We start from the raw sequence: 26050 nt of genomic DNA, 5'->3' as shown, positions 1-26050 counted from the left end.
CGTACCCGCCTCGCAGCCTAGGAAGCCGGCCGCCCCATGACATCGGCCATCGGACCTGCGCCCCGGGGCTTAGGCCTTGGTGTGCACGATCTGGATGAGGTTGCCGCAGGTGTCGTCCAGCACCGCGGTGGTGAGCGGGCCCATCTCCAGCGGCTCCTGGGTGAAACGCACCCCGAGCCCGCGCAGCCGCTCGTACTCCACCTGTACGTCGTCCACGGCGAAGGATGCGGCCGGGATGCCGTCCTCGACCAGCGCCGTCTTGTACGGCTGCACGGCCGGGTGGCCGGAGGGTTCGAGGAGCAGCTCGGTGCCGTCGGGGTCCTCCGGTGAGACGACGGTCAGCCAGCGGTCCGTCCCCACCGGGACGTCGTGCTTCTTCACGAAGCCCAGCACGTCGGTGTAGAAGCTCCGGGCCTTCTCCTGGTCGTCGACGAAGACACTGGTGATGTGGATCCTCATGGGCTGCTCTCCGGGGTGTCGGACTTGAGCCACCGGGCCACGATGCGCTCAAGGGGTTGGGTGTTCAGATCATGGAATTTGTAGCGGCCCTCGCGCCGTGACACGACAAGACCCGCCGCTTCCAGCACGGCGAGATGCTGGCTGATCGCCTGCCGGGACAGCCCCAGTCCGTGCTTTGTCACCAGCCGCGTGCAGATCTCGAACAGGCTCTGGCCGTCCCGTTCCGCCAGCTCGTCGAGGATGCGCCGGCGGGTGGGGTCGGCCAGTGCCTTGAAAACATCCTCCGCCATGACCCCACGATAGGCAAGTGGACGCTTGCCTATCAAGCGGGGGGACGGCGCTCGGGGGGCGTTGCATATCGTGTGCACTGTCATGGGCGGAGCGATCGCGAGAGGTGGACGAGCACGTGCCGGGTGCCGGGTGGATACGGGTGCCGGTCGGGGGCGACGCGGCGCGGTGGACCACACGGGGGCAGGCCCGCACGGTCCTCCTCGTCGTCCACAACGTCACTGCCGCGACCCGGCTCCTCGACGTCCTGCCGCTGTTCCACGACGACCTCAGGGTGCAGTTGCTCGCGACCTGCCCGGAGTCGTCCGCGTTCAGCGGCGGCGTCGCCGAGCTGCGCCGGCCGCACGGGTGCCGGGTACGTGGGCGTCGGCCGTCCGCGCGCAGGTCAGCAACGCGGGCAGCAGGATGTCGTGGTGTCCCGCTTTGAGCTGGAGCGGCCACAGCGCCCGCCCCAGCAGGACGAGAGTGTCCGGGTCCTGGACGTCCTCGGCGGCGCGGACCGCCGCCACGAGGTTGCGTGCCTCCGCGGTCAGGGCGGCGACGGCCGCGCCCGGGGCCGGGTACGACACCGGCGAGGGGGCGCGGGGCACCCGCCAGCTCTGTGGCAGTGCCGCCCGCGCCGCGCCGACCGCGAGGTCGCGGTAGTGCCCGACGACCCGGGTGACGGAGGAGGAGCACATCGCGATGCCGTCGACGGCGGCGGCCGTGCGCTCGGCATGGGCGCGGACCGCCGGCCGGTAGCGGAAGCGGCCGGTGCCGGTCTGTTCGACGAGCAGCGCCCCGGCGAGCTCCTCCAGGTGGCGTGCGGCCTCGGTCTCGTCGACGTCGGCGGCCCGGGCGGCCGCGGCGGCGTCCAGGCGGGGCCAGTCGTGAAGTCCGGCGAGGCGGTAGAGGCGGGCGGCGCCGGGGGTCAGCCTGCGGTAGGAGTCCTCCGCGGCGGCCGGCACGGGGTCGGGCTCGGGCACGGCGGGAACCTCCGTGGGCACGGCCGGGGCGGCGGCCAGCCGGGGTGCGGCGGCGCACAGGGCGTAGGGCGAACCGGCGCAGCGGTCGAGCACGGCGGGCAGTGCGGCGCGGGCGGCGGTGACGGCCGGTTTGCCCACCAGCCTGGTGAGGAGCCGCTCGGCGTCCCGCCGGGCCAGCGACCCCACGGGGAGCCGCAGGGCGCCGAGGTCGATGAGCGGCTGCCGGGCGACGACGATCGTGACCACGTCGGGCGCCGCCACGAGCAGTGGCCTGACCTGGGCGGCGGACCGGGCGTGATCGAGCACGAGGAGCAGCCGACGGTCCGTCAGGCAGTCGCGGAAAAGGGCGGTGCGGTCCTCCGGCGACGGGGGTATCTCCGCCTCGGACAGGCCGAGTTGGCGCAGCAGGGCCGCGGCGGCGGCCTCCGGTGCGAGGTGCCCAGATCGGTGTGGAGCTGGCCGTCGGGAAAACGGGCGGAGCGCCGTCAGCCCCAGTGAACGGCGAGGGTGCTGGTGCCGATGCCTTCGGGGCCGTGCAGCAGGGCGAGCCCGGGGCGCCCCTCGAAGGGGCGCGTCGCCTCCTTGTCGAGGAGCTTCAGAGCCCGCTCACGGTTGGTGAAGGAGCGGGGGGCGGTGGGCAGGGAGGGGCGGTGGGCAGGGAGGGGCGGTGGCCTGCCGCGGCGAGCCGCGGGACGCCGCGTACGCCGCGCGCGAAGTCGGCCCACGCGCGGGCCAGCCGGGGGTCTTCACTGACCCGCTCGTGCACCAGACGGGCCACGTCGTCGACCTGGTCACGGATGGTGGGTGCGGGCACCTCGCGTCCGGTGATCCGGCGGACCAGTCCGCCGGCCGACTCCCAGGCCCACTTGCCCGCCTCGTTCGCCATGCCCGATCCGACGGCTCCGAGACCGCGCCGATGGCGCCCAGCGAGATCGGGTCCGACATGCGGCCGCACTCCCCCATCCCGGTCGTTGCAGTGGATCAACCCTAGCCGGTGGGCGGGCGGCTGATGAGGCGTCACGGCATCAGCGAGCCACGGTTCCATCCCGGCCGCGCGGCGCCCGGAACACTCCGGTCGGCCTGGTGAGTCCGGTCGTTCACCTGTCCCTCCGCGATCATGAAGGTTCCTGCGGCACGAGGGGATCGGAGGCGGCCCGTGCGGGGTATGCCGGATCTCACCTCGACGAGCGCGACGGAGGAAGAGCGATGGCACAGCTGCGGCAAGAGGCCGATCCGGGTGAGGCGGGGCTGGACCCCCGGGTGCTGGACCGCATGGACCGGCACTTCGCCCGACTGGTCGACGAGGGGCGGCTGCCGGGCTTCCTCGTGTCCGTCGCCCGTACCGGACGCGTCGCGCACCTCACGACGCACGGGCTGCGCGACATCGCGGCCGGGCTCCCGGTCGAGCCCGACACGCTGTGGCGGGTCTACTCCATGACGAAGCCGGTCGCCGCGGTCGCCGCGCTGCTGCTGGTGGAGGAGGGCCGGCTGTCGCTGGACGACCCGGTGGCCGACCATCTGCCGGCCTTCGCCGAGCCGCGGGTGTACGTCAGCGGCTCCGGGGCCGACGTACGGACCCGCCCGGCCGACGGTCCCATACTCGTCCGGCATCTGATGACCCACACCTCGGGTCTGACCTTCGGCTTCTACCACACCCACCCCGTCGACGCCCTGTACCGCGCGGCCGGCCTCGAGTCGTCGGTGCCGCCGGGCGCGGACCTGGCCGAGACCATCGAGGTGTACGCGAGTCTGCCGCTGCAGTTCGAGCCGGGCACCGAGTGGAACTACTCGGTGGCCAGCAATGTCCTGGGCCGGATCATCGAGGTCGTGTCGGGGCAGCCGCTCGACGTGTTCTGCGCCGAGCGGATCTTCGGCCCGCTCGGCATGACGGACGCGGGTTTCCACGTCACGGACGAGCAGGCGCCCCGGCTGTCGGAGATGTACGGCGAGACGGAGGGCGGCGGCATCGAGCCGATCCCGGGGCTGCCGCTGCGCGGCCGGCCGCGGTTCCTCTCGGGCAGCGGCGGCATCGTGGCCTCCGCTCACGACTACCACCGCTTCATGGAGCTGCTGCGCCGCCGCGGCGAACTGGACGGCGTGCGGCTCCTCGCCCCCGGGACCGTGGACCTGATGACCCGCAACCATCTGCCCGACGGCGCCGACCTGCGCGCCTTCGGCAGCCGTCCCGCCCATGACGAGCCGGGGAACGACGGGGTCGGCTTCGGCCTGAACTGCTCCGTGGTCATCGACCCGTCCCGCACGCTCGTGCCGTCCGGACTCGGCGCGTACGGCTGGAGCGGGGTGGCGACGACGACGTTCTGGGTGGACCCGGGCCGCGACCTCTCGGTGCAGTTCATGACGCAGGTGCGGCCCCGATCCTCGCACACGGTGTTCCGGGACCTGAAGAGGCTGGTCCACGAGGCCCTGTCGGACTGAGCCCGTCACCCGTCGACGCGCAGCGTGAACTCGACTCCTTCCTGGGCGAGTTCACGCAGCCACTGTTCGGACCGGGCCGCGGTCTCGGCGGCGCGGTTCAGGCCCGGCGGCAGGGAGCCGTCCAGGATGTGGCGGACACCCAGGGCGAGGGCGCGCGAGACACAGCGGGCCATCGCGCTCTCCCTCGCGTCACCCACCAGGTCCAGGAGGTAGCCACCGGACCAGCTCCGCCCCGTCTCGGCCCGTACCTCCAGTGACACGGCGAGAACGACCCGGTCACGATCCTCGTCCGTCGTGGGATGGGCGGCGGCCAGCTCCTGGGCCAGGGCGGCGATCCGGGTGTCGTCGCCCCTCTTCAGCTCCTCGAAGACACCGTCCCAGGCCCGCAGCCAGCCCTCCAGACGCAGGGTGCCGCGTACGAACGTCCGCGGTGTCCAGGCGTCCGGCAGGTCGTACTGCGCGACGAACGGGACGCTGTCGCGGTTGGGATAGACCTCGAACGCCTCCCCCTCGACGACATGCCGCCGGGTGGCCTCCCACGGGCGGTCGGCGACGGTCTCGGCACCGCCCTCGATGTAACGGGCCGGGGAGCGCAGGGCGTTGAGGACTCCCGCGGGTGCCCAGCTGAAGCGGTACGTGAAGTCGTTCGGGACGGCGGGGACACCGCCGCAGTACGAGGTGAGGCTGTACGAGGCAGGGGTCCCGTCGCCGACGGCGTCCCGGGCCCTGGCGACGAGGGCGTGCGCGAACAGGTGGTCGATGCCCGGGTCGAGCCCGGACTCGGTGAGGACGACGAGGCCGGCCTTCTCGGCGGCGGGCACCTGGTCCAGCACCGCTGGGGACACATAGCTGGAGCAGGCGAAGTGCGCTCCCCGCCGTACGCACTCGGCGAGCAGTGGGGCGTGGTCCGGCGCGGGCAGCATGGAGACGACGACATCGCCGGGGGCGAGTTCGGCGGCGAGCGCTTCCGGCGAGTACGCGCGGGGCTCGGCCCGTCCGGTGAGGTCCAGCCGGCCGAGGGCGTCGGCCGCGCGGCTCTCGGTGCGGTGCCAGAGCCGTACGTGCTCGGCTGTGTCGCACAGCGCGGCCAGTCCGCTGCCGGTGGAGAGGCCGGCGCCGATCCAGTGGACGGTGCCGCTCGCGGGTACCGGGTCAGCGCTCATCGAACTCCCCCTTGTCGAGTCCGTGTTCACGGCGGGCCTGGCGGAAGCGGTCCAGGCAGCGTCCCCAGGGCCCGCCGACGCCGAAGTCGAGCAGCTGCGGGTACAGGGCCGCCGAGAAGTCGGCGCTGGACTCCAGCGGCAGCAGGGAGGGGAGGTTGTCGATGGCGATCAGGTCGAGCGGGGGTGCGTCGCGCAGCCGGCGGACGGGCTCGTCCCAGTCGGTGGTGTCGTCGTACACCGGGAGGACGTTGAGCGGGGAGCCGACGTCGCAGGTCACGTCGCACAGGGTGCGCAGCCGACGGTCCTGGGTGTCGAGGTCCTGATCGCGGAGGAAGGGCGGGACGGGGGTGGTGGCGAGCACCGCGTTCACCATCACGTCGTGCTCCAGCAGGGCGCGGCGGTCCAGGTCGCGGGTCTCGGCGAGGTCCCAGCAGGTCGGGTCGACTCCGGCGGCGGCGAACGCCACGCGGGCACCGCGGCCGCTGCGTCCCAGGGCGCCGATGACCAGGCCGGTGAACTCGGCGTCGGCGGCGGCGGGCTTCAGCGTCTCGTCCAGTTCCGCCTTGGTGGTGGGCGTCAGCGGTGCCCGCAGCCGGCCCCGGTGCCGGAGCACCGCGAGGGCGGCGCCCAGATAGCCGGCCCAGAAACCGAAGGCGGCGAGGCGCCGCCCGGTGTCGTCGACCAGGTACTCCAGGTCGAACAGCGACCCGCCCCCGGCCGTGAACCGGCCCAGCAGGTCGGCCGCTCCGGGCTGGCCCTTGTAGGCGTGGCCGAAGAAGATGTGCCGGTGCGTCAGTTCGGCTGGTTCCGCCGGCAGTTCCTTCAGGCCGAGCACGACGGCGTCGGGCGGCGCCGTCACCCAGGAGCCCGCGGGCACGACACGGCAGCCGGCCGCCTCGTACTCCTCGATCGGGAAGACCCGCTGGGGGGACTCCTCGACGGTCAGTTCCACTCCGTTCCCGACGAGCCGCCGGGCGTCGTCGGGCACGATCGGTGTGCGTCGCTCGGTCGTTCGGGCCTCGTGGCGCAGCCACAGATGGAGCTCGGTCATACCAGGTGGTCCTCCGGCGTGAGGCGTCGGCCGCTGAGGGCCGACGCTCAAGGGGCTGACGTCCACGAAGCGTACGCGGCCCGCCTTCGGGTCGCGCACGAATGCGCCCAGGTCACGCCGAGGAGAACCGGAGCCCGCCCGTGCGGGCACCCGGTGCCTCAGGAGGAGCTGACCACCGCGTCCAGATGGGGCAGGTGGTGGTCGAGGCGTTCCCGCTTCGTCCGCAGATAGGTGATGTTGTTCTCGCACGGCGGGATCAGCAGCGGCACCTGCTCGGCGACCTTGATGCCGTGGCTCACCAGCGCGTCGCGCTTGCGCGGGTTGTTGGACATCAGGCGGACGGACCTCACGCCCAGGTCCTCCAGGATGCGGGCGGCCACCCCGTAGTCGCGGGCGTCGACCGGCAGGCCCAGGGCGAGGTTGGCCTCGACGGTGTCCAGGCCCTCCGCCTGCAGGGCCATCGCACGCAGCTTGCCGAGCAGGCCGATGCCACGGCCTTCATGCCCTCTGAGGTAGACCACGACGCCCGCGCCCTCGGAGACGACCGCGCGCAGGGCGGCGTCGAGCTGGTCGCCGCACTCGCAGTGCTGGGAACCGAAGGCGTCACCCGTCAGGCACTCCGAGTGCAGCCGGATGAGGACGTCGTTCGTGCCGATCTCGCCGTAGACCAGCGCGACCTGTTCGTCGCCGCGGTCGTGGTCCATGTAGCCGATCGCCTGGAATTTCCCGTACACGGTGGGCAAGGGGGCATTCACGACGCGTTCCACGCCGGTCCGCTGCGCTGCCTTCTTGCCGAGTACGCCAATGTTGTCTGTCATGATTCTCGAGTTCCTAAGCAGAGACGAAAGGCCGTGACGTTATGAGTGATCTGGTGCCGGCGGACACCACGGAAGACGTACGGACGCGGGGCGCCGGTGTCTCACGGCAGGTCGCGGTGCTTCCCGTGGGGAGCTTCGAGCAGCACGGTGCGTTTCTTCCGCTGGCGACCGACACGCTCGTCGCCTGTGCCGTCGCGCGGGAGATAGCCGGCGCGTACCCGGTGCACCTCCTTCCTCCGGTGACGATCTCGTGCTCGCACGAGCACGCGGCCTGGCCGGGGACCGTCAGCATCTCCTCGGTGACCCTTCATGCGGTGGTACGGGACATTGCGGATTCGCTCCGCCGGTCCGGCGTCGAGGCCCTGGTGGTGGTCAACGGGCACGGCGGAAACTACGTACTGGGCAACGTGGTCCAGGAATCCTCCGCCCGCGGTGAGCGGATGGCTCTCTTCCCGGCCCCGGAGGACTGGGAGGAGGCGCGGGAGCGGGCGGGTGTGGTCACCTCGCTGCTCACCGACATGCACGCGGGGGAAATTGAAACCTCCATCCTTCTGCACGCTCATCCCGAAATGCTCCGACCCGGATATGAGACCTCCGATTTCGTCGCTGACGACCGGCGCCATCTACTCACCCTCGGCATGTCCGGCTACACCGATTCCGGTGTCATCGGACGGGCTTCGCTGGGTTCGGCGGAAAAGGGGAAGGAACTCCTGGCGAGCCTCGCGGATTCCTTCGGGGCGTATTTCTCGTTGCTGACCTCCGCGGACGACGGGGCTGCTGACGGGTAGTCGTTCGCGGCGGCCCGGGACCGGGCACGCAGGCCTGTGTACCAGCGGGCGACGAGCACGATCAGGCCGGGCAGGCTCGCCACGAGGCTGAGCACCCCGTAGACGACCGCGACGGCGAGTCCCCGGCCGGCGCCGAGACCCGCGGCCCCGAACGCCCACGCGGTGACGCCCTCCCTCGGCCCCCAGCCGCCGACGTTCAGCGGCAGCCCCATCGCCAGCAGCGCGAGGACCGCGAGCGGCAGCAGGACGGCCACGGAGGCGGCGGCCCCGGCGACGCGGGCGGCGAGTACGAACATGGCCACGTAACCTGCCAGAACGACCACGGAGGAGACAATGACTCCGGGCCCGTTGCGGCGGGACAGCAGCCCTTCGCGTGCCTCGGTGAGGACCCCGCGCAGCTTCCGTCCGCGGCGTGAGGGCGCCGCCCGGTTCATGCGCAGGGCGAGGACGACGGCGAGGGCGCCCACCGCGGCCAGGGCCGCGAGCGGGGCGATGTGCCGGGCCTCGGACAGCACCGGGGACGGCATGGTCAGCAGCACCACGGCCCCGACGGCGAACAGGGCGATCTGCCCGGCGGCGCGTTCGAGGACGACCGCCTTCACGCCCCGGCCCAGGTCGCCTTCGCTCTGCCCGTGCCGGACCGCCCGGTGCACATCGCCGAGGACGCCGCCGGGCAGCGCCGCGTTGAGGAACAGCGCGCGGTAGTAGTCGGCGACGGCCGGTCCGAAGGGCAGCCGGATCCGGAGCCCCCGGGCCACCAGCGCCCATCGCCACGCGCTGAACACCGTGGTGACGAGCCCGATCCCGAGCGCCAGCAGCAACGACGTCCCGTCGATCCGGCTCAGCCCGTCCAGGAGGACACCGGTGCCGAGCCGCCACGACAGCACGGCGAGGATGGCGACTCCGGCGAGGGTGCCGAGATGCGTACGGGCCTTGCGGGAGCCGAGCCGGGCCAGGGCGGCGCGGATCGGGCCGGGCGACGGGGAACCGGCGGGGCGGGAAGCCTCCGGTGCCGGAGCATCGGGTTCCCCGAGCAGGCTCCCGCTGTCGCCGCTCCGGAGCAGCCGGTCGCCCTCGACGGTCATCGGTCGAGGACGTGTCCCCGTCGCCTGGGGGCTCATGACGCTCCGCCCACCGGACGGCACAGGGCCAGGAGGTCGGTGTGGTGGACGGTGACGCGCAACTCGCCGGCGGCGCAGGCGGCCAGGCGTTCGGCCAGGTAGGCGTCGGCGCGGTCGCGCAGGTCGGGGCGTTGCTCGACGGCGGCGCCGACCCAGCCGCGCAGCCACTGTTCGGTGAGCGCGGCCTGCTCGGGGCCGAGCCGCCAGGGGCTCGGGTGCAGCCGTACGGTCGCGCCGTGCTCGGAGAACGCCTCGGCCGCCGCCGTGACCGCGTCGGGGCCGAGCAGGCCGTCGCGGCGCTGGTGTTCGTTGAACGCCTGGGCGATCTCCGCGTCCAGCGGGTGGGCCGGGGTCAGTTCGACCCGCCCGGCGACGGACAGGGTCAGCAGGGCGGGGCAGCCGGCTCCGGCGCAGGCGGCGGCGAGGGCGTCGATCTCGTCACGGGTGAGGACGTCCAGCAGCGCGGACGCCGTCACCAGGTTCGCGCCCTTCAGAGCGTCCGGCGTGAGGCGGGCGACGTCACCGCGCCGGGTCTCGACCGAGACCCGGCTGCCGTCGGCGGCCGAGCGCGGGGAGGCGACTGCGGCGAAGTGCAGCAGATAGGGGTCGCGGTCGTGCAGGACCCAGTGCTGGGCACCGTCCAGACGGGGGGCGAGCCAGCGGCCCATCGACCCGGTGCCGCAGCCCAGGTCGTGGATGGCGACGCCCGACTTGCCCGGCAGGTTGGCGAGCCGGATACGCAGCGGGTCGAGGAGGTCGTGCGACCGGGCGGCGGCGTCGGCCGGCTCCCGCAGCTCCAGCCACTCGGGCGCGTAGCGGGGCGGATCGTCGGGGTCGGCCTCGCGCAGCTTCACGGTGGGCCGCGAGCCGGGGGTGCCGCTGGGTCCCGCGCCCGGGATGACGGCGCCGGCGGCGCCCGCCACGACGGCGTCACCCGCCCACGCGATCACCGCGTCACCCGGCTTCGGGGCCTTGGCGTCCGCCACCACGGTGACCTCCTTCGACTCGGCGGCCTCTCTGGGCCCGGGCTGCGTCGGAATCGCCCCGCTCTGCTGGGTCGTCGCCTGGTTCGTCATGCGGCCCTCCGGGGTTCGTTCGGAAGCCGGCGCAGTACCGCCGCCAGGCTCTGTGCGGTCGTGGCCCAGCCGGCGAGGGAGGCGCGGCGGCTGCGGGCGGCGGCCTTGAGGCGACGCCGTACGTCCGCCTCGCCGAACCAGCCGCGCAGTTCGGCGGCGATGGCGGCGGGGTTCTCCGGCGGGACGAGGATGCCGGGCACGCCGCCGTCGGGGGCGCGGCCGACCGCCTCGGGGAGCCCGCCGACGTCCGTGGCCATGACCGGGATGCCCCGGGCCAGTGCCTCGGTGACAGCCATGCCGTAGGTCTCGGCGTACGAGGTGAGGACCATCAGGTCGGCGGTGGCGTAACTGGCGTCGAGTGCGGCGCCGGCCTTCGGGCCCGCCAGCTCCAGCCGGTCCTGGAGGCCGTGCTCGGCGATGAGGGACCGCAGATGGGCGACGTACTCGGGCTCCTGGGTGAGGCTGCCGACGAAGACGCAGCTCCACCGCAGGTCGGTCACCGTGGCCAGTGCCTCCACCAGCCGGTGCTGGCCCTTGCGCGGGGTCACGGCGGCGACGCACAGCAGACGCGAGACACCGTCGGTGCCGGGCGCGAGGGGCGCGATGTCGGCGCCCGGGGCGGCGACATGGACACGCTCCGGGGGAAGGCCGTGGTGGGAGACCAGGCGGCGGACCGCCCAGTCGCTGGTGGCGATGACCGCAGGCACGGCCCGCAGCACCGCCCGCTCCTTGGCGTCCAGTTCGGCGGCCACGACCGGGTCGAGGCCGGTCTCGTCGCCGAGCGGGAGATGGACGAGGACGGCCATGCGCAGCCGTTCCGCCTCCGGCACGACGATCTCGGGGACCCCGCAGGCCACCAGGCCGTCGAGCAGGACGACGGCGCCGTCCGGCAGTGCGCTCAGGGCGCGGGCCAGTTCCGTACGGGCCTCGGCCCCCGGCCGGGGCCAGTCACCGGCGACGGCGTGCTTGGTCACCTGCCAGCCGAAGCCGGGCAGGTCCAGGCAGACGCGCCGGTCGTAGGCGTTGCCGCCGCTGGGGGCCGCCGGGTCGTCGATGCCGCCCGGGAGCACGAAGTGCACGGTGCGCAGGGACATGGGGATGATCTCGGCGTTCTTCAGGGTGGCGTGCTGCACCGGAACGTAGTTCAGGCGTGCCGGTCCGGTCTGGCCGGGCCGCTCGATGGTCGTGTCGGTCACAGCGCACGCTCGTAACTCGCCCAGGCGATGTGCGACTCGTGCAGGGTGACGGACAGGCCCGCGATGCCCTTGGCGCCCTCGCCGAGCGCCCCCTTGTGGATGCGCTCGGCGAGCCGGTCGGCGATGACCTTGGCGAGGAACTCCGTGGAGGTGTTGACCCCCGCGAAGTCGGGTTCGTTGTCGAGGTTGCGGTAGTTCAGCTCGCTGACAACGGCTCCGAGTTCCTGGGTGGCCAGCCCGATGTCGACGACGATGTTGTCCTCGTCCAGCTGTTCGCGCCGGAACGTGGCGTCCACAAGGAACGTGGCCCCGTGCAGGCGCTGCGCCGGTCCGAAGACGTCGCCACGGAAGCTGTGGGCGATCATGATGTGATCGCGGACGGTGATGCTGAACAACGGACGACCCTCCAGGTGCGGCGCGTCTGCTCCCCCGCTGTCGGCTGCCGGGGATGCCGGGTAATACGGCTCCTTGCCTTCCCCTGTTCAGCCTCCGCTACCTCTTTTCTCAGGTCAGGCGCTCTTGTCGTACCGATGTCGTACCGGATGGAACGAATCGTCAGCCGATGCGCCTATCGCTCTCGTCGTACGGGTCACTCGCCTCGGTCGTAGCGGACGCGGTGGCACAGCGCGGGAATCTCGCCCGAGGCGAGCCTCGGCAGCACGTCCGGCAGCTCCTCGAAGTCGGATTCTCCGGTGACGAGGGCGTCGAGCGCCGGGTCGGCGAGCAGGTCGAGGGCGACCGCGAGCCGGTCGGCGTAGCTGCGGTTCGGGCGGGCCGGGGAGACGGTGCCCACCTGGCTCGAGCGGATGACGAGCCGCCGGGAGTGGAAGGCCTCGCCGAGCGGCAGGCTGATCCGCCGGTCGCCGTACCAGCTCAGTTCGAGCACGGTCCCCTCGGCGGTGAGGAGTTCCAGGGACCTGGCGAGTCCCTGCTCGGTGGCGCTGGCGTGGACGACCAGGTCGCACTCGCCCAGGGCGTCCGCGGGGGCGGCGAAGCCGACGCCCAGCGCCTTGGCGATGGCGGCACGGGACGGGTCCGCGTCGACCAGCTGGACGCGGACGCCGGGGAAGCGGGCGAGCAGGGCTGCCACCGAGCAGCCGACCATGCCGCCGCCGACCACGGCGATCCGGTCGCCGACCAGGGGCGCGGCGTCCCACAGGGCGTTGACGGCGGTCTCCACGGTCCCGGCGAGCACGGCCCGTCCGGCCGGCACGGTGTCCGGTACGGGCGTGACGGCATGGGCCGGGACCACGTAGCGGCTCTGGTGGGGATAGAGACAGAACACCGTACGGCCGGCGAGGTCCTCGGGCCCTTCCTCCACCACCCCGACGCTGAGGTAGCCGTACTTCACGGGGCCCGGGAAGTCGCCGTCCTGGAACGGTGCCCGCATGGCCGTGTGCTGACTGACCGGCACGCCGCCGCGGAAGACGAGCGTCTCCGTGCCGCGGCTCACTCCGGAGTACAGCGCGCGGACCAGCACCTCGTCCGCGCCGGGCTCCGGCAGGGTGACGTCCCGGATCTCGCCTCGCCCAGGCGAGTCGATCCAGAACGCCCGTGCGGTGTGCTTCATCGAAGTCCTCCTGAACGATCGGGAAGCTGCTTGCGTACCGAGGGGTGCACAGGCCGCGCACAAGGTAGCGGCGTTGATCGACTCTGTCACACGGCCGGAGGGTGTTCGGTGGCCCTGAACAACACTTACGACGCGAGGCTCGTACAGCAGGAGACCGCCCTGGGGGCGGGAGTGCAGGTCCTTCTGCTCGCCCTGATCGGTACGGCGATCGGGATGGGCCCGGCGGGCTGGCTGACCGGCCTCGCGTTCGCCCTCGCCACCTGGGCGGTGCTCTCCCGGGCCCTGCACCGCTCCCGGCTGCGCTCCTTCGGCGCGGCCAACCGGGTCACCCTCGGCCGTGCCACCCTCGTCGGCGGGGTCACCGCCCTGGTCGCGGACTCCTTCCAGAGCTCGCCGCCCGTGTCGCTGTTCGTCGGTCTGACGGCCATCGCCCTGATCCTGGACGGCGTCGACGGCAAGGTGGCCCGCCGTACCGGTACCTCGACGGCGCTGGGCGCGCGCTTCGACATGGAGGTCGACGCGTTCCTGATCCTGGTGCTGAGCGTGTACGTGTCGATGGAGCTGGGCCCGTGGGTGCTGCTCATCGGCGGTATGCGCTACGTCTTCGTCGCCGCCGCGCGGGTCTGGCCCTGGCTGACCGCCGCCCTCCCGCCGAGCACCGCCCGCAAGACGGTGGCCGCGCTCCAGGGCGTGCTGCTGCTCGTGGCGGGCGCCGATCTGCTGCCGTACGCGGGCAACTTCGGGGTCGCCGCCCTGGCCCTGGGCCTGCTGGTGTGGTCGTTCGGGCGTGATGTGCTGTGGCTGTACCGGACCTCGCGGGTCGCGGAGACCGCGGCGCGGCGGCAGGTGCGGGAACTGGTCGCGAGCTGACGCCCCGGGCCGGCCTCGGGCCGGTCAGGCGTCGAACCGCCCCCGCGCCGTCTCGATGTGACCGAGGTACCGGTGGGTCCAGCCGCAGAGAAGGTCGACGGTGGCGCGCAGGGCCCGGCCCGGCTCGGTGAGCGTGTACTCGACCTTCGGCGGCACGGTGGGGTGCACCTTCCGGTCGACCAGGCCGTTGCGCTCCAGCATCCGCAGGTTCTGGGTGAGCATCTTGTGGCTGACGCCCTCGACCTCGTCGCGCAACTCGCTGAAGCGCAGGGTGCGTTCACCGAGAGCTTCGATGATCAGCAGCGCCCACTTGTTGGCGACGTCCGAGAAGATCTCGCGCGCCAGCGAGTCCGCCCGCCGCAGATCCGCGTCCGCGGGCAGACCGCTCAACTCCTGCTTGGTCACCATCTGGTTCCCCAGTCACCGAAAAGTGCGTTCTTCCAGGTCGGCGGTCACTCTCCTACAGTTCCCGAGTAACCGCAAGAGAGCACGAGAGCGCGTGCTCGGCGGAAGGAACGGAAGGACAGCAACTGTGACGACTCCCGATGTCTACGACCACGCCATCCCGGCCGAGACCCACTTCGGCTATGCGCAGGCCATCAGGTCCGGCGACCTGATCCACGTCTCCGGGCAGCTCGCGTTCGACGAGGCGGGCGGCTTCCGCCCCGAGGACGACGTGGCCACCCAGCTCCGGCTGACCCACGTCAACATCGACAAAGTCCTGGCCCACTACGGCGCCACGCGCAACCAGGTCGTCTCCCAGACGCTGTACGCGGTGGACCTGGTGCGCCACGCCGACGTGGTGGCGAAGGCCAACCGGGCGTACTTCGGCACCCACCGCCCGGTCGCCACGGCCCTCGGCGTCACCGAGCTGACCTTTCCCGGGCAGTTGGTCGAGATCAGCTGTGTGGTCGACGTGAAGCTGCCCGCGTGAGAGAGCTCAGCGACGCGTTCCCACACCCACCAGGGTCCGCTCGTACGGGTCGAGGACGACGCCCTGGACCTTGGTGGACACGCCGGCGATGATCTGCTGGTGGGCCAGCGGCACGACGGCGTCCGTACCGAGGATCGCGGCCTCGGCGGCCATGGCGGCGTCCTGTCGCTCGCTGGTGCCGTCGGTCCCGTCGGCCCGGGTGACGGCCCGGTCGACGTTCTTGTCGCAGAGCAGGGCCAGGTTGTAACTGCCGTCGCAGGTGTAGTCGCTGCCGAGGACGCCGACGGGGTCGCCGGTGTCGAGGAGGCTGTTGCGGGCGCCGATGAAGGCGTCGAACCTCCCGGCGAGGGCGTCGCTCTCCAGCCGTGAGTACTCGCGCACCTCCAGCTTCACCTTGAAGCCGGCCTTCTCCAGCTGCTGTTGCACCACCTGGGCGGTCTCGGGCAGTTCGGGCCGGTTGTCGTAGGTGGCGAGGGTGATCTGCCGGCCGTCGGGCTCGGTGGCCTCCGCGCGCCCGGCCGGCTTCACCCGCTTGCTCTCGGCCCAGGTGACGGCGGGCCCGTAGATGCCCGCGCCCGGGTCGGCGTACCCCTCGAAGACGCCCTTGACGATGGTGGAGGAGTCGACCGCCTCGCGCGCGGCGGCGCGCAGCTTCGGGTCCTTGAAGGGGCCGGTCCTGGTGTTGAGCTGCAGGCTGGTGGTGCGGGTGGTGCCGGCTTCCCTCAGGGTCGCCTTGTCGAGCGTGGCGGCCTGGGCGACGGGTATCGCCTCGGCGACGTCGACGTCGCCGGTGCGGACCGCGTTGGCGCGTGCGGTGCCGTCCTTGACGAAGCGGGCGTCGATGCCGGAGGCCTGGGCGCGGCCGCCCCAGTAGTCGTCGAACCGGTCGAGGGTGGCGGAGCCGCCGCCGTTGACCTTGGTGATCTCGAAGGGCCCGGTGGCGGTTCCGACCGGGTCGGGGTTGGCCTTCTCGCCGTACGCCTTCGGGGAGAGGATCGCGAGGCTCGGGCTGGACAGCCGCATGGGCAGGACGGGGTCGGCGGCGGCCGTGGTGACACGCAGGCCGCGGTCGCCGTCGGCCTTGGCGTCGAGTGAGACGCCGGCGAGGGCGGCGGGCGCGGGCTTCGCCTTCGTGGCGCGGGTGAGTGCCGCGGCCACGGCGGACGGGGTGACGTCCGCGCCGTCCTGGAAGGTGGCCTCGCGCAGGGTGAACCGCCAGGTGCGGTCGTTCTCGCGGCGCCAGGACTCGGCGAGCGCGGGGGCCGCGGCGCCGTTGGCGTCAAGGGCGGTCAGGCCCTCGGTGACGCCTAGGCGGCTGAGGAGCGTGGCGTCGGCTCCGTACGGCGAGAAGTTCTCGGCGGGCGGGAAGGCGAGGGCGACTCGCAGCCGGGAGCCCGACTGCCCGCCGTTCGACGAGGACTCGCCTCCCGGGGAGGCGAAGCAACCGGCCAGGCAGGGGACGAGGGCGAGGGCGGTGAGGAACCGGCGGGGACTCTTGATGCTCTGAACACGCACTTGCACAGCATATGCATCACGCGATCCCGAACGGCCCAAGGGATTTGACAGCGGTGACGATCACTCCCTAAACCTAGCCACATGACATCCATTTTCAACAAGGTGGAGCGGCCGTGAGGATCGCCTTCGTCGGCAAGGGCGGCAGCGGCAAGACCACGCTGTCGGCACTCTTCTCCCGCCACCTCGCGCGCTCCGGCGCCCCGGTCCTCGCCATCGACGGCGACATCAACCAGCACTTGGCCGAGGCACTCGGCGGGCTGGAGAAGTCCGCCCCTCCCCTGGGCGGCCACCTGCCCTCGATCAAGGACTGCCTGCGCGGTACGAACCCCCGCATCACCTCCGCCGAGGCGATGATCAAGACGACCCCGCCCGGACGCGGCTCCCGCCTCCTCCGCCCGCTCGGCGACGACGAACTGCACACCCGGCACGTCGGCCGCGCGGGCGGCGTGCCTCTGATGGTCACGGGCGAGTTCGACGAGTCCGACCTGGGCGTGGCCTGCTACCACTCCAAGCTCGGCGCGGTCGAGCTGTACCTCGGCCACCTGCTCGACGGCCCCGGCGAATACGTCGTGGTCGACATGACGGCGGGCGCGGACGCCTTCGCCTCCGGCCTGTTCGCCCGCTTCGACCTCACCTTCCTGGTGGCGGAGCCCACCCGCAAAGGTGTCTCGGTCTACCGCCAGTACCGCGACCACGCCCGCGAGTTCGGCATCCGCGTAGCGGTCGTCGGCAACAAGGTGACCTGCGAGGAGGACCTTCTCTTCCTGAAGGAGGAGGTAGGGGACAACCTCCTGACGCACCTGGTGCACTCACCGTGGGTCCGCGCGGCGGAACAGGGCCGCGCGGAGTCGGGCCCGGACCCCCTGGCATCGCTGGAGCCGCACAACATCCACGCCCTCTCCCTCCTCCGTGAGGCAGTCGACTCCCACCCGCGCGACTGGAACCGGCTGTACCGGCACGCCGTGGAGTTCCACCTGCGCAACGTCCGGACGTGGGCGGACGCGCGCACGGGAGAGGACCTGGCGGCGCAGGTGGATCCGGACTTCGTACCCGGGCCGGCCGCACTGCGCTGACCCATCCCACCGGCTACTCGATCCCCGTGGCATCGAGTAGCCGGACCACGTCCTTTCGCCCGTACCCGAGCAGTCGGGCGCGGTCGGCGGCCATCAGCACCAAGTGCGCGACGATCGTCGCCGCGTATCCGTTCTTGTTGTCCGCGTCGAACCATTCCTGGGGCTTCTCCACACCCAGGCTGTTCATCACCAGCCCATGCTCCCGGCGAACCTCCGTGACGGTAGCGGCTACCGCGTCCATGAGCGTCTTTCCCGGCCGCTCGCACTCCAGGGCGAAGCACCCCCAGTCGACCGGGACACACCCCTCCGGCGGACGCGCCCTCAGCCCCGCGTACCGCTCGTCCCCGAACCCGGTGGCCCGGAACTCGTCGTGCACCAAGGAGAACCGATGGAACCCGGGCGGAACCGGAGGGGGTGGAGGCGTGTACTCCCACCCGGCGTCCTCGTACAACTGCCGTTTGACCTCTTCCTCTTCGGCATGCGTCACGGTGAAGCCGTTCGCCTCGTTGCGTCCGGTCGTCGTGCCGTCGGGGTTGCGGTGGAAGTGCAGTCCCATGATGTGCTCCAGCTGCCGTGGTGTCGATGGACGAGAGGTCCCCGTCACCAGCTCGAACGGTCCGCACGGCCGGCCCGTGCCCGCTGCTCCGCGGCATCACCCGATCACGTGAAACACGCGGGATCGGGAACTGGCCGACCGGGCGGGATCGGCGGTTGTTACGCTCCTCCGGTGAGCATCCCGGGCCCCGCAGAGATCCGAGCGCTGCACGAGAAGCACGCGCCCACCGCCGAGGCGTTCACGCTCGTCCACACGCACTGCGAGATCGTCTGGGGAATCGCCGAGCAGCTGCTCTCCGCGCCCCACCTCGCCCACCTCGACGCCGAACTGGTCCGCGCCGGCTGCCTCCTCCATGACATCGGCGTCTACCGCCTCTACGGGAACGACGGTCGCCTGGACCACGAGAACTACATCCGGCACGGCCTGCTCGGCCACGAGATCCTCGAAGCGGAGGGCTTCCCCGAGACCCTCCGCCGCTTCTGCTCCCACCACACCGGAGTGGGACTCACGCGGCACGACATCGAGAGCCAGGGCCTGCCCCTCCCTCCCGCCGACTACCTGGCGGTGACGGAGGAGGAGAGGCTGGTGATGTACGCGGACAAGTTCCACACCAAGTCCAGGCCGTCGGTGTTCCTCTCCCCCGACGAATACGGCGCCCACGTCCGCCGCTTCGGTGAGGACAAGGTGACCGCTTTCCAGGCACTGCGCGCGGAGTTCGGCGACCCGGACCTCACCGGACCGGTACCGGGCGCCGGAGCGGGGGGAAGCGCCGCGACGGCCGCCGTTCAGGCGTAGGGGCGGACCCCGCGCCGAATCGGTCCGTCCCCTTCCGGCGCAGGAAGAGGACGGGCCTGACCGGGCGTCACCGCACCGGGGTCGCGACCGGCGCCGGCGCATAACCGGTCGGCCGGGCCGTGAACGTGCCACGCCCCTGGGTGCGGCTGCGCAACCGGGTCGCGTAGCCGAACAGTTCGGCCAGCGGCACCGTGGCGGTGACGACCGCCGCGCTCGCCCGGGTGACCGAGCCGCTCACCCGGCCGCGCCGGGCGGCGAGGTCGCCGAGGACGCCGCCGACCGCGTCCTCGGGCACGGTGACCGTGACCTCGACGACCGGCTCCAGCAGGACCATCGCGCAGGCGCGCAGGGCCTCGCGGAGGCCGAGTCGGCCGGCCGTGCGGAACGCCGTGTCCGAGGAGTCCTTCACATGGGTCGCCCCGTCGGTGAGCGTGACGCGCAGCCCGGTCACCGGGTGACCGCCGAGCGGTCCTTCGGTGAGGGCGTCGCGGCAGCCGGCCTCGACCGCCCGGACGTACTCCTGCGGCACGCGCCCGCCGACGACGGCCGAGCGGAAGGCGAAGCCGTCGTCGCACGGCTCCACGTCGAGGACGACATGGGCGAACTGTCCCGCTCCGCCGTCCTGCTTGACGTGCCGGAACACCAGTCCGGACACGCCCCGGGCGACCGTCTCACGGTAACTGACCCGGGGGCGGCCGATGTTGACGTCCAGCCCCAGCTCACGCCGGAGCTTCTCCACCGCCACCTCCAGGTGCAGTTCACCCATGCCTGACAGCACCGTCTGCCCCGTCTCCGGGTCGGTCCGCACGACCAGCGAGGGATCCTCCTCGGTCAGCCGTGCGAGCCCCGACGCCAGCCGGTCGGTCTCACCGGCACGGCGGGACTCCACCGCGACCGAGACCACCGGCTCGGGCACGCCCGGAGGCTCCAGGACGATCGGGGCGTCCGGCGCGCACAGGGTCGAGCCGGCGCGGGCGGACCTCAGCCCGACGACGGCGACGATGTCGCCCGCGACCGCCCGGTCCAGCGGTGCGTGCCGGTCGGCCTGGACGCGCAGGATCCGGCCGATCCGCTCGGTGCGCCGCGCGCTCGCGTCCCACAGGGTGTCTCCCTTCTCGATCGTTCCCGAGTAGATCCGCAGGTAGGTCAGCCGGCCTGTCGGGGTGGCGTGCACCTTGAAGGCGAGGGCCGCCGGCGGTGCCGCGGGGTCGGCGGGCCGTTCCCGCTGTTCATCGCCGTGTGTGCCCCGGATCGGCGGCACGTCCAGCGGCGACGGCAGATACGCCACGACCGCGTCCAGCAGCGGCTCGACACCGCGGTCGCGGTAGGCGGAGCCGCACAGCACGACCACGCCGTCGCCGTCCCGCGTCAGGTCACGCAGCGCCGAGGAGAGGGTCCGCTCGCCGAGCGTGCCCGTGTCGCAGAACTCCTCCAGAGCGCCCGGATGGAGCTCCGCCACGGCTTCCTCCAACGCCCGGCGACGTGCCAGGGCTTCGTCCCGGAGGTCGTCCGGGACCGGCACCTCCTCACAGGCGTCACCGTCGGTCCACAGCAGCGCGCGCAGGCGTACGAGGTCGACGACGCCGGTGAAGGCGTCCTCCGCGCCGACCGGCAGCTGCACGACCAGCGGCGCCGGGTGCAGCCGCTCCCGGATCGATGCCACGGCCGCGTCGAGGTCGGCTCCGGCACGGTCCATCTTGTTGACGAACGCGATCCTCGGTACGCCGTGCCGGTCTGCCTGCCGCCACACCGACTCGCTCTGCGGCTCCACCCCGGCCACCGCGTCGAACACGGCCACCGCACCGTCGAGCACCCGCAGCGCGCGCTCCACCTCGTCGGCGAAGTCGACGTGCCCCGGGGTGTCGATCAGGTTGATCCGGTGACCGTCCCAGGCGCAGCTCACCGCCGCGGCGAAGATGGTGATGCCCCGGTCGCGCTCCTGCGGGTCGAAGTCCGTGACGGTCGTGCCGTCGTGGACCTCGCCGCGCTTGTGCGTGGTTCCGGTGGCGAACAGGATCCGTTCGGTGACGGTGGTCTTGCCGGCGTCGACGTGGGCGAGGATGCCGAGGTTGCGGACGACGGCGAGCGGGTTGTGGTGGGTGCGCACGGCCCATGGCCTTTCGAGGCGATCAGGAAGGGGGCAGCGCGATCTCCGGGCGAAGGCAGGTGTGGTGACACACGCTTGTCCCGGCCTGCTGACGCTGAGTCAGCAGGCCGAGGGAAGCGCTTCTCAGGCGTTCGTCCCGGTCATCCGGCGCCGGCCGCGCAGCGGGCACCGGAGCGACGAGGACACGAGGATCACCTCGTAGCGCGGCAGGGAGACGGCGACAGCGGTGTGGTCACGCATGGCGGTCTCCCTTCGTTTCGTCACGACGGCGCACGCCGCTCACGTCGTGGGCGGCGCCGGGTACTCCGTGAGTGTAGGGAGGGCGGGTGGAATCGGGCCAGGGATTATTCCGGCGGGGTCGGGGTGTCGTGGGTCCGGTACATCGCCTGTACGTCCAGCTCCAGTTGGACCGTCGGCCCGACCACCGCGATGCCCCGGGCCAGCATCGTGCGCCAGTTCAGGGTGTAGTCCTCGCGGTGCAGTTCCGCCGTCGCCAGGGCCGCGCACCGCAGCTCCTGCCCGTAGCCGCCGTTCACCGTGCCGAGATACGTCGTGTCGAGCGAGACGGAGCGGCTCACGCCATGCATCGTGAGGGAGCCGAGCAGTGACCACTTGCTGCCGCCGCGATAGGCGAAGCGGGTGCTGTTGAAGTCGATGTACGGGAAGCGTTCGACGTCGAGGAAGTCGGCGGACCGCAGATGGTTGTCGCGGGTGGTGTTGCCGGTGGTGATGCTGGAGGCGTCGATACGGACGGACACCCGGGAGTCGGTCATGTCCTGGGAGATCTGGATACCGCCGTCGAAGCGTTCGAATCGGCCGTGGACATTCGCCATGCCGACGTGCTTGGCGATGAACCGGATCGCCGTGTGCGGCGGGTCGAAGAGCCACGTTCCGGGCGACGGCAGCTGGAGCGCCTCCGCCGGCTGCAGCCAGACGCGCTCGGTGGGCGTCGTGCCCGTGCCGACCTCGATCGTCTCGCGGTGCGGCCGCAGGCCCTCCGCCGCGACCATCAGGCTGTACCGGCCGGGCGGCAGCGCGGCGAGGAAGTAGCCGTACGGGTCGGTCGTCCCGCGGGCGGCCACCCGGTGGGTGTCCAGGGCGGTGACGGTGACGTCCGCCGCCGCCAGGGGCGAGCCCATCGGGTCCACGACCTCACGGGCCACGGCACCCGCGCCGGACGGAAGGGGGAGCGCGAGGCCCGCCGCCGCGGCGGAGGCGCCCTTGAGCCGCCGGCGCCGGAGCAGTGCGAGGGCCATGATGTTCACCTTTCATCAGGTGGCACGGCCGTACGCACGGCGGTTCAGCGCACGCCGACGGCCGCACCCTGTTGCGGTCACACCCCCCTTTTCGATCGTGCCGCAGCGAGCTCTGGGACGGGTGTCTCAATACGAGACAGTCGGGACGAGACAGTCACGACGAGACAGTCAGTCCCGTTTCCGGAAGGCGTCGGCGTGTTCACCGGCCCACTGGGCGAAGGTGCGGGCCGGGCGGCCGGTGACCTTCTCGACGGTGCCGGACACCGTACGGCCCACCTCCGGGGTGTTCCCGTACGCCTCGAGAAGGAAGCCGATCACGTCCTCGGGGAGGTACGCCGCCCGCCACTGGGCGACGGCCTGCTCCTCGGTCAGCTCGACCAGGGCGATCTCCCGGCCGGCCGCGGCGGCGACGGCCTTCACCTTGTCGCCGACGGTGAGCACTTCGGGGCCGGTGATCACGTACTCCTGGCCCGCGTGGCCCTCCTCCGTGAGCGCGACCGCGGCAACGGCGCCGATGTCGCCCTCGTGGACCATGGCACTCAGCCGTGCGACGAACGGCTCCCGTACCTCGCCCGCCGACTGGATGCCGTCCGCCCACTCCAGGGCGTTGGCCATGAACTCGACGGGCATGAGGACGGTCCAGCTCACTCCGTCGTCGCCGCGCACGGCGTCCTCCAGCGGGGTGGGACCGCCGCCGTGCAGCACGGTGATCCGGCGGACACCGGCCGAGCGGGCCAGTTCCAGGATGCTGGGGCCGGTCTCCAACGGGGTGAAGGCGGCTCCGCCGAAGGTGATCAGGTGGAGTCCGGTGATCCCCTCCAGGGCGGGTACCAGGCTGCCCGGGTCCGTCAGGTCGCCCTCGACGACCTCGACGCCGTCCGGGAAGACGGCCTTCGCGGCGTCCCGCGTGAGAGCACGGACCGCGTGGCCGCGGGCGAGCAGTTCGGCGACCACCTGGCGGCCGACGGTTCCGGTGGCACCGGTGACAAGGATCTTCTGCGTCTGCGTCATGCCCCGACCGTAGGAACCCTTGCGGTCACCTTCTGTCCGCGAAGTCCGGCTGCGGGGGCGGACTTGGCCTCAGTCGGCCGTCATGGCGGCTCCCGGTCACTTCCGGCCAGGGCCTGGGCGGGACGGTACAGGTCCCGGACCTCGGGGCGTTGACGGAAGCCGGCTGCCTTGTACGTGGCGACGGCGCCGACGTTGGAACTCGGGGTGCAGACGAGCGCGCTCGAAGAGCCCAGTTCCTGGAGGGCGGCCGCAGCGGCGACGGTGATCGCCTTGCCATAGCCCTGACCGCGATGTTCCTTGTGCACGCCCATCGGTTCGACCAGCCCCGGCCTCCCCGGGCCGGCGGACCACACCGTGACCGCCGCCACCGCGTCGCCCCGGTCGTCGTGGGCGACGAGACACCGGGCATCGGCGTACGGCAGTCCGGCCGCCATCGCGTGCCAGTGCCCGTGCGTGAACCTCGACCCGTCGAACGACGCCCGCTGCACGGCCGCCCGGACATGTGCTCGCTCCGGCCCGGCCACCTCGATCCGTACGCCCGGGTCCTTCACCGGCTCCGTGAGGTCGCGGCGCAGCGGGGTCCACGGCTCGTCGGTGTTCCAGCTGTGCTCGGACAACAGGTCCTGGACCAGTGCGCCCATCGGGGCCTCGACGTTCACCTTCCCAGCGGACAGTACACCGCGTTCCGGATCGGTCACATCCGCGACCAGCTGCCGTGCCAGTTCCTCGTCCCGATGGGCGGCGGGCTCGATCGTCAGCCTCAGCAGCCCGGGGCCGTCCAACAGACCGACGGCGAGAATCCGTCCGTCACGACTCCACGTCCTGACCGCCGCGGCGGTCGCTTGCGCACCCGACCGCCAGAACCAGCCCAGGTCGCCCGGATGCAGCTGCGCCGGCGCCCCCTCGTACTGCCAGTCCCGCAGCACGCAAACGGCCTCGCTCAGCCCGCCGACTCCCGGCTCGCCCAAGACAATCGCCATGTCCCGATCACACACCACGGGACCGACAGCCCGCACCCGGTTTCCCACCGGCTCTAGGCGGTCGGCGGTCCTCCCCCGTACGCCGCCCGCAGCACGGCCAGGGCCCCGTCCCCAGTCACCGGGCGCGGGTTGGCGTACGGCTCGCCCGCGACCCGGGCCGCCGCCGGTGCCAGGTCGGCTTCCGTGAGGCCGAGTTCGGCGAGGGAGCGGGGCGCGCCGAGGCGTCCGGCCAGCTCCCACAGGGCGCGCGGAACGTCGTCGGTGCCCAGGGCCCGCTCCAGGACCGTCAACGCCTGCGGGGCGGCGGGGGCGTTGTGGGCCAGGGCGTACGGCAGCACCACGGTGTGCGTCTCGGCGTGCGGCAGCCCGAAGGAGCCGCCCAGCACATGGCACATCTTGTGGTGCAGCCCCATCGTCGTCGCGCCGAGGCACGCGCCGCACAGCCACGCCGCGTAGAGCGCCCGGCTGCGTGCGTCCAGGTCCCGCGGGTCGGCGGCCAGGTGCGGCAGTGCCCCGGCCATCGCCCGTACGCCCTCCTCGGCCATGACCGAGACCAACGGCGAGGCGTCCGGGGCGTACAGCGCCTCGACTGCGTGGGCGAGCGCGTTGACGCCGCTGGTCACGGTCAGCGGCACGGGGAGGGAGAGGGTGAGGCGGGGGTCGTAGACGACGCTGCGGGGCTGGACGACCGGGTCGCGGCCGGTGCGTTTGGCGCCCTGCTCGGTCAGGCCCCAGACCGGCGTCATCTCGGAGCCCGAATAGGTCGACGGTACGGCGATCAACGGCAGCCCGGTGCGCAGGGCGATGGCCTTGCCGAGCCCGATCGCGGAGCCTCCGCCGACCGCGACGCACCCGTCCGCCCCCGCCGCTCGCGCCACCGCGACGGCCCGATCGGCGTCCTCGGCGGGTACGTGCATCCGGGCCTCGGCGTGCACTCCCGCGCAGGTGTCGCCGAGCGCGTCCGCCACCGCCCGGGCGACCGGCTCGCCCCTGCTGCCGCACACCACGAGCAGGCGCCGCAGGCCCAGGCGCGCGGCCTCGTCCGGGGTCGCGGTGACGGCAGCGCCGGGCCGGAAGACGACCCGCACGGGTCGCGTCTCGTACGAGAACTCGCTCTGGAACGTCATACGGCGGGCTCCAGGACGAGATCGAAGCGGGCGAGCCGGAACGGGTTCGCCACGCCGAACTCCGCGGCCAGGGAGGGGTCGTCGGTCTCCGCGAAGTCCTTGACCAGGCTCCGCTTCACGGCGAACACCGCGTCGGTGTCCAGGTACTCCCCGCCCGCCACGAAGATGTGAGTGGTGACGGGCGTGTGTCCCTCGGCCGTGGCGATGAAGTGGATGTGCGCGGGACGGTAGGGGTGCCGACCGGTCGCGTGCAGCAGACCGCCGACCGGACCGTCGGTGGGGATGGGGTACGCGGCGGGAACACAGGTGCGGAACCAGAAGCGGCCCTCGGCGTCGGCGGTGAACAGCCCGCGCCCGTTGCCCGCGGGCTGGACGCCGGGCTGCTGGACGTCGTAGTAGCCCTTGTCGTCGGCCTGCCAGACGTCGACGACGGCGCCGGGCAGCGGCGTGCCGTCCCGCGCCAGCACCCGGCCGCTGACCACGCATGTCTCGCCGCCGCCCACCAGGTCGATGTCGGCGCCGAGTTCACGGACCGGCGACTCGGTCATATGGAAGGGACCCAGCACGGTCGACTCGGTGGCGCCGGGCGCACGGTCGGCGTTGACCGTCTCCACGAGCATGGACAGGCCGAGCACGTCCGACAGCAGGATGAACTCCTGCCGGGTGTCGGTGCAGGCCTGCCCGGTCGCGGTCAGAAAGGAGATCGCCCGCTCCCACTCCTCCTGCGTGAGCCGGGTCTCCCGCGCGAAGTCGTGCAGATGGCGGACGAGTCCGGTGAGCAGCTCGCGCAGCCGCGGGTCGGCGGTCGCGCGGAGACTGGAGAGGGCCTGCTCGGTGACGCCGGTCCCCGTCGCGTCGGTGGTCATGTCGGCTCCTCTTCGTCGACGTCCGCTTC

Annotated in this window: 26 protein-coding genes and 1 pseudogene; 6 read left to right on the top strand and 21 right to left on the bottom strand. The window is 72.3% G+C overall.

The genetic code is table 11. The features are described 5' to 3' along the window. Positions 1-69: 69 nt before the first annotated feature. From ACFZBT_RS05320 to ACFZBT_RS05305, 4 genes are all read right to left on the bottom strand, one after another. Positions 70-459 (bottom strand): VOC family protein, encoded by a 390-nt coding sequence (locus tag ACFZBT_RS05320; RefSeq protein ID WP_391098542.1) that lies wholly within the window; start codon positions 457-459, stop codon positions 70-72. Next, a complete protein-coding gene (locus tag ACFZBT_RS05315) occupies positions 456-749 on the bottom strand; it encodes a metalloregulator ArsR/SmtB family transcription factor (protein WP_391098539.1) in 294 nt (97 codons plus the stop codon). Before ACFZBT_RS05315 ends, ACFZBT_RS05320 begins: the two co-directional genes overlap by 4 nt. Before the next feature lie 309 nt (positions 750-1058). Next, positions 1059-2018, bottom strand: coding sequence for a hypothetical protein (locus tag ACFZBT_RS05310; RefSeq protein WP_391098536.1), 960 nt, complete (start codon positions 2016-2018; stop codon positions 1059-1061). A gap of 289 nt (positions 2019-2307) precedes the next feature. Further along, a complete protein-coding gene (locus ACFZBT_RS05305) occupies positions 2308-2598 on the bottom strand; it encodes a hypothetical protein (RefSeq protein ID WP_391098534.1) in 291 nt (96 codons plus the stop codon). A 320-nt stretch (positions 2599-2918) separates the two neighbouring features. On the opposite strand from ACFZBT_RS05305, the gene ACFZBT_RS05300 reads away from it, so the two are divergent. Continuing rightward, entirely contained in the window at positions 2919-4148 is a 1230-nt protein-coding gene (locus ACFZBT_RS05300) for a serine hydrolase (protein WP_391098532.1), read from the top strand. A 5-nt stretch (positions 4149-4153) separates the two neighbouring features. Here the strand turns inward: ACFZBT_RS05300 and ACFZBT_RS05295 are convergent, their stop codons facing one another. The 3 genes from ACFZBT_RS05295 to ribA form a co-directional block, all read right to left on the bottom strand. Next, positions 4154-5311 carry a saccharopine dehydrogenase C-terminal domain-containing protein gene (locus ACFZBT_RS05295; protein ID WP_391098529.1) on the bottom strand — a complete coding sequence of 386 codons (1158 nt, stop codon included), beginning with the start codon at positions 5309-5311 and terminating at the stop codon, positions 4154-4156. Continuing rightward, positions 5301-6362 carry a saccharopine dehydrogenase gene (locus tag ACFZBT_RS05290; protein WP_391098527.1) on the bottom strand — a complete coding sequence of 354 codons (1062 nt, stop codon included), beginning with the start codon at positions 6360-6362 and terminating at the stop codon, positions 5301-5303. The genes ACFZBT_RS05295 and ACFZBT_RS05290 overlap by 11 nt, the downstream gene beginning before the upstream one ends. 158 nt (positions 6363-6520) lie before the next feature. Beyond that, on the bottom strand, positions 6521-7180 hold the full coding sequence (ribA, locus tag ACFZBT_RS05285; protein ID WP_391098525.1) for a GTP cyclohydrolase II: 660 nt from the start codon (positions 7178-7180) through the stop codon (positions 6521-6523). A gap of 41 nt (positions 7181-7221) precedes the next feature. Between ribA and ACFZBT_RS05280 the strand changes: the two genes are divergently transcribed. After that, positions 7222-7968, top strand: a complete 747-nt coding sequence (locus ACFZBT_RS05280; RefSeq protein ID WP_391098523.1) for a creatininase family protein — start codon at positions 7222-7224, stop codon at positions 7966-7968. 77 nt (positions 7969-8045) lie between these two features. Here the strand turns inward: ACFZBT_RS05280 and ACFZBT_RS05275 are convergent. From ACFZBT_RS05275 to ACFZBT_RS05255, 5 genes and pseudogenes are all read right to left on the bottom strand, one after another. Continuing rightward, positions 8046-9053: pseudogene (locus ACFZBT_RS05275) on the bottom strand (lysylphosphatidylglycerol synthase transmembrane domain-containing protein); the annotation flags it as partial. A 32-nt stretch (positions 9054-9085) separates the two neighbouring features. Beyond that, positions 9086-10165: a methyltransferase domain-containing protein gene (locus ACFZBT_RS05270; protein WP_391098521.1), complete on the bottom strand. Its 1080-nt coding sequence runs from the start codon at positions 10163-10165 to the stop codon at positions 9086-9088. Next, on the bottom strand, positions 10162-11361 hold the full coding sequence (locus tag ACFZBT_RS05265) for a glycosyltransferase (protein ID WP_391098519.1): 1200 nt from the start codon (positions 11359-11361) through the stop codon (positions 10162-10164). Before ACFZBT_RS05265 ends, ACFZBT_RS05270 begins: the two co-directional genes overlap by 4 nt. Then, positions 11358-11756 (bottom strand): 6-carboxytetrahydropterin synthase, encoded by a 399-nt coding sequence (locus ACFZBT_RS05260; RefSeq protein WP_184588322.1) that lies wholly within the window; start codon positions 11754-11756, stop codon positions 11358-11360. Before ACFZBT_RS05260 ends, ACFZBT_RS05265 begins: the two co-directional genes overlap by 4 nt. 194 nt (positions 11757-11950) lie before the next feature. Beyond that, a complete protein-coding gene (locus ACFZBT_RS05255; RefSeq protein ID WP_391098517.1) occupies positions 11951-12931 on the bottom strand; it encodes a zinc-binding alcohol dehydrogenase in 981 nt (326 codons plus the stop codon). A gap of 108 nt (positions 12932-13039) precedes the next feature. Between ACFZBT_RS05255 and ACFZBT_RS05250 the strand changes: the two genes are divergently transcribed. Next, the gene (locus ACFZBT_RS05250) at positions 13040-13801 is read left to right on the top strand and encodes a CDP-alcohol phosphatidyltransferase family protein (protein WP_391098515.1); all 762 of its coding nucleotides are present in this window, start codon (positions 13040-13042) and stop codon (positions 13799-13801) included. A 24-nt stretch (positions 13802-13825) separates the two neighbouring features. On the opposite strand, the gene ACFZBT_RS05245 is transcribed toward ACFZBT_RS05250, so the two are convergent. Further along, the gene (locus ACFZBT_RS05245; protein ID WP_391098512.1) at positions 13826-14209 is read right to left on the bottom strand and encodes a winged helix-turn-helix transcriptional regulator; all 384 of its coding nucleotides are present in this window, start codon (positions 14207-14209) and stop codon (positions 13826-13828) included. Between the two features lie 124 nt (positions 14210-14333). On the opposite strand from ACFZBT_RS05245, the gene ACFZBT_RS05240 reads away from it, so the two are divergent. Continuing rightward, on the top strand, positions 14334-14735 hold the full coding sequence (locus ACFZBT_RS05240; RefSeq protein ID WP_391098509.1) for a Rid family hydrolase: 402 nt from the start codon (positions 14334-14336) through the stop codon (positions 14733-14735). A 6-nt stretch (positions 14736-14741) separates the two neighbouring features. Here the strand turns inward: ACFZBT_RS05240 and ACFZBT_RS05235 are convergent, their stop codons facing one another. Then, positions 14742-16256, bottom strand: coding sequence for an ABC transporter substrate-binding protein (locus ACFZBT_RS05235; RefSeq protein ID WP_391098506.1), 1515 nt, complete (start codon positions 16254-16256; stop codon positions 14742-14744). Positions 16257-16363: 107 nt separating this feature from the next. Here ACFZBT_RS05235 and ACFZBT_RS05230 point away from each other — a divergent pair, with 107 nt between their 5' ends. Next, a complete protein-coding gene (locus ACFZBT_RS05230; protein WP_391098504.1) occupies positions 16364-17323 on the top strand; it encodes an ATP-binding protein in 960 nt (319 codons plus the stop codon). Positions 17324-17336: 13 nt separating this feature from the next. Here the strand turns inward: ACFZBT_RS05230 and ACFZBT_RS05225 are convergent, their stop codons facing one another. Continuing rightward, on the bottom strand, positions 17337-17879 hold the full coding sequence (locus tag ACFZBT_RS05225; RefSeq protein WP_391098502.1) for a hypothetical protein: 543 nt from the start codon (positions 17877-17879) through the stop codon (positions 17337-17339). Between the two features lie 171 nt (positions 17880-18050). Between ACFZBT_RS05225 and ACFZBT_RS05220 the strand changes: the two genes are divergently transcribed. After that, entirely contained in the window at positions 18051-18674 is a 624-nt protein-coding gene (locus ACFZBT_RS05220; RefSeq protein ID WP_391098500.1) for an HD domain-containing protein, read from the top strand. A 67-nt stretch (positions 18675-18741) separates the two neighbouring features. Here the strand turns inward: ACFZBT_RS05220 and fusA are convergent, their stop codons facing one another. The 6 genes from fusA to ACFZBT_RS05190 form a co-directional block, all read right to left on the bottom strand. Continuing rightward, positions 18742-20781 (bottom strand): elongation factor G, encoded by a 2040-nt coding sequence (gene fusA, locus ACFZBT_RS05215; protein ID WP_391098497.1) that lies wholly within the window; start codon positions 20779-20781, stop codon positions 18742-18744. Between the two features lie 344 nt (positions 20782-21125). Next, complete coding sequence (locus ACFZBT_RS05210; RefSeq protein WP_391098494.1) at positions 21126-22037, bottom strand: YceI family protein; 912 nt, start codon at positions 22035-22037, stop codon at positions 21126-21128. 168 nt (positions 22038-22205) lie between these two features. Beyond that, complete coding sequence (locus ACFZBT_RS05205; RefSeq protein WP_391098491.1) at positions 22206-23048, bottom strand: NAD(P)H-binding protein; 843 nt, start codon at positions 23046-23048, stop codon at positions 22206-22208. An 80-nt stretch (positions 23049-23128) separates the two neighbouring features. Continuing rightward, positions 23129-24028 carry a GNAT family N-acetyltransferase gene (locus ACFZBT_RS05200; RefSeq protein ID WP_391098488.1) on the bottom strand — a complete coding sequence of 300 codons (900 nt, stop codon included), beginning with the start codon at positions 24026-24028 and terminating at the stop codon, positions 23129-23131. 53 nt (positions 24029-24081) lie between these two features. Then, complete coding sequence (locus ACFZBT_RS05195) at positions 24082-25155, bottom strand: iron-containing alcohol dehydrogenase (RefSeq protein WP_391098486.1); 1074 nt, start codon at positions 25153-25155, stop codon at positions 24082-24084. Further along, positions 25152-26021: a dioxygenase gene (locus tag ACFZBT_RS05190; RefSeq protein WP_391098484.1), complete on the bottom strand. Its 870-nt coding sequence runs from the start codon at positions 26019-26021 to the stop codon at positions 25152-25154. The genes ACFZBT_RS05195 and ACFZBT_RS05190 overlap by 4 nt, the downstream gene beginning before the upstream one ends. Between the last annotated feature and the right edge of the window lie 29 nt (positions 26022-26050).

Origin of the sequence: Streptomyces sp. NPDC008137, assembly GCF_042957035.1 — a bacterium.
In the GTDB taxonomy this organism is placed as follows: Bacteria; Actinomycetota; Actinomycetes; order Streptomycetales; family Streptomycetaceae; genus Streptomyces.
This window is presented reverse-complemented; position numbering and strand designations above follow the sequence as displayed.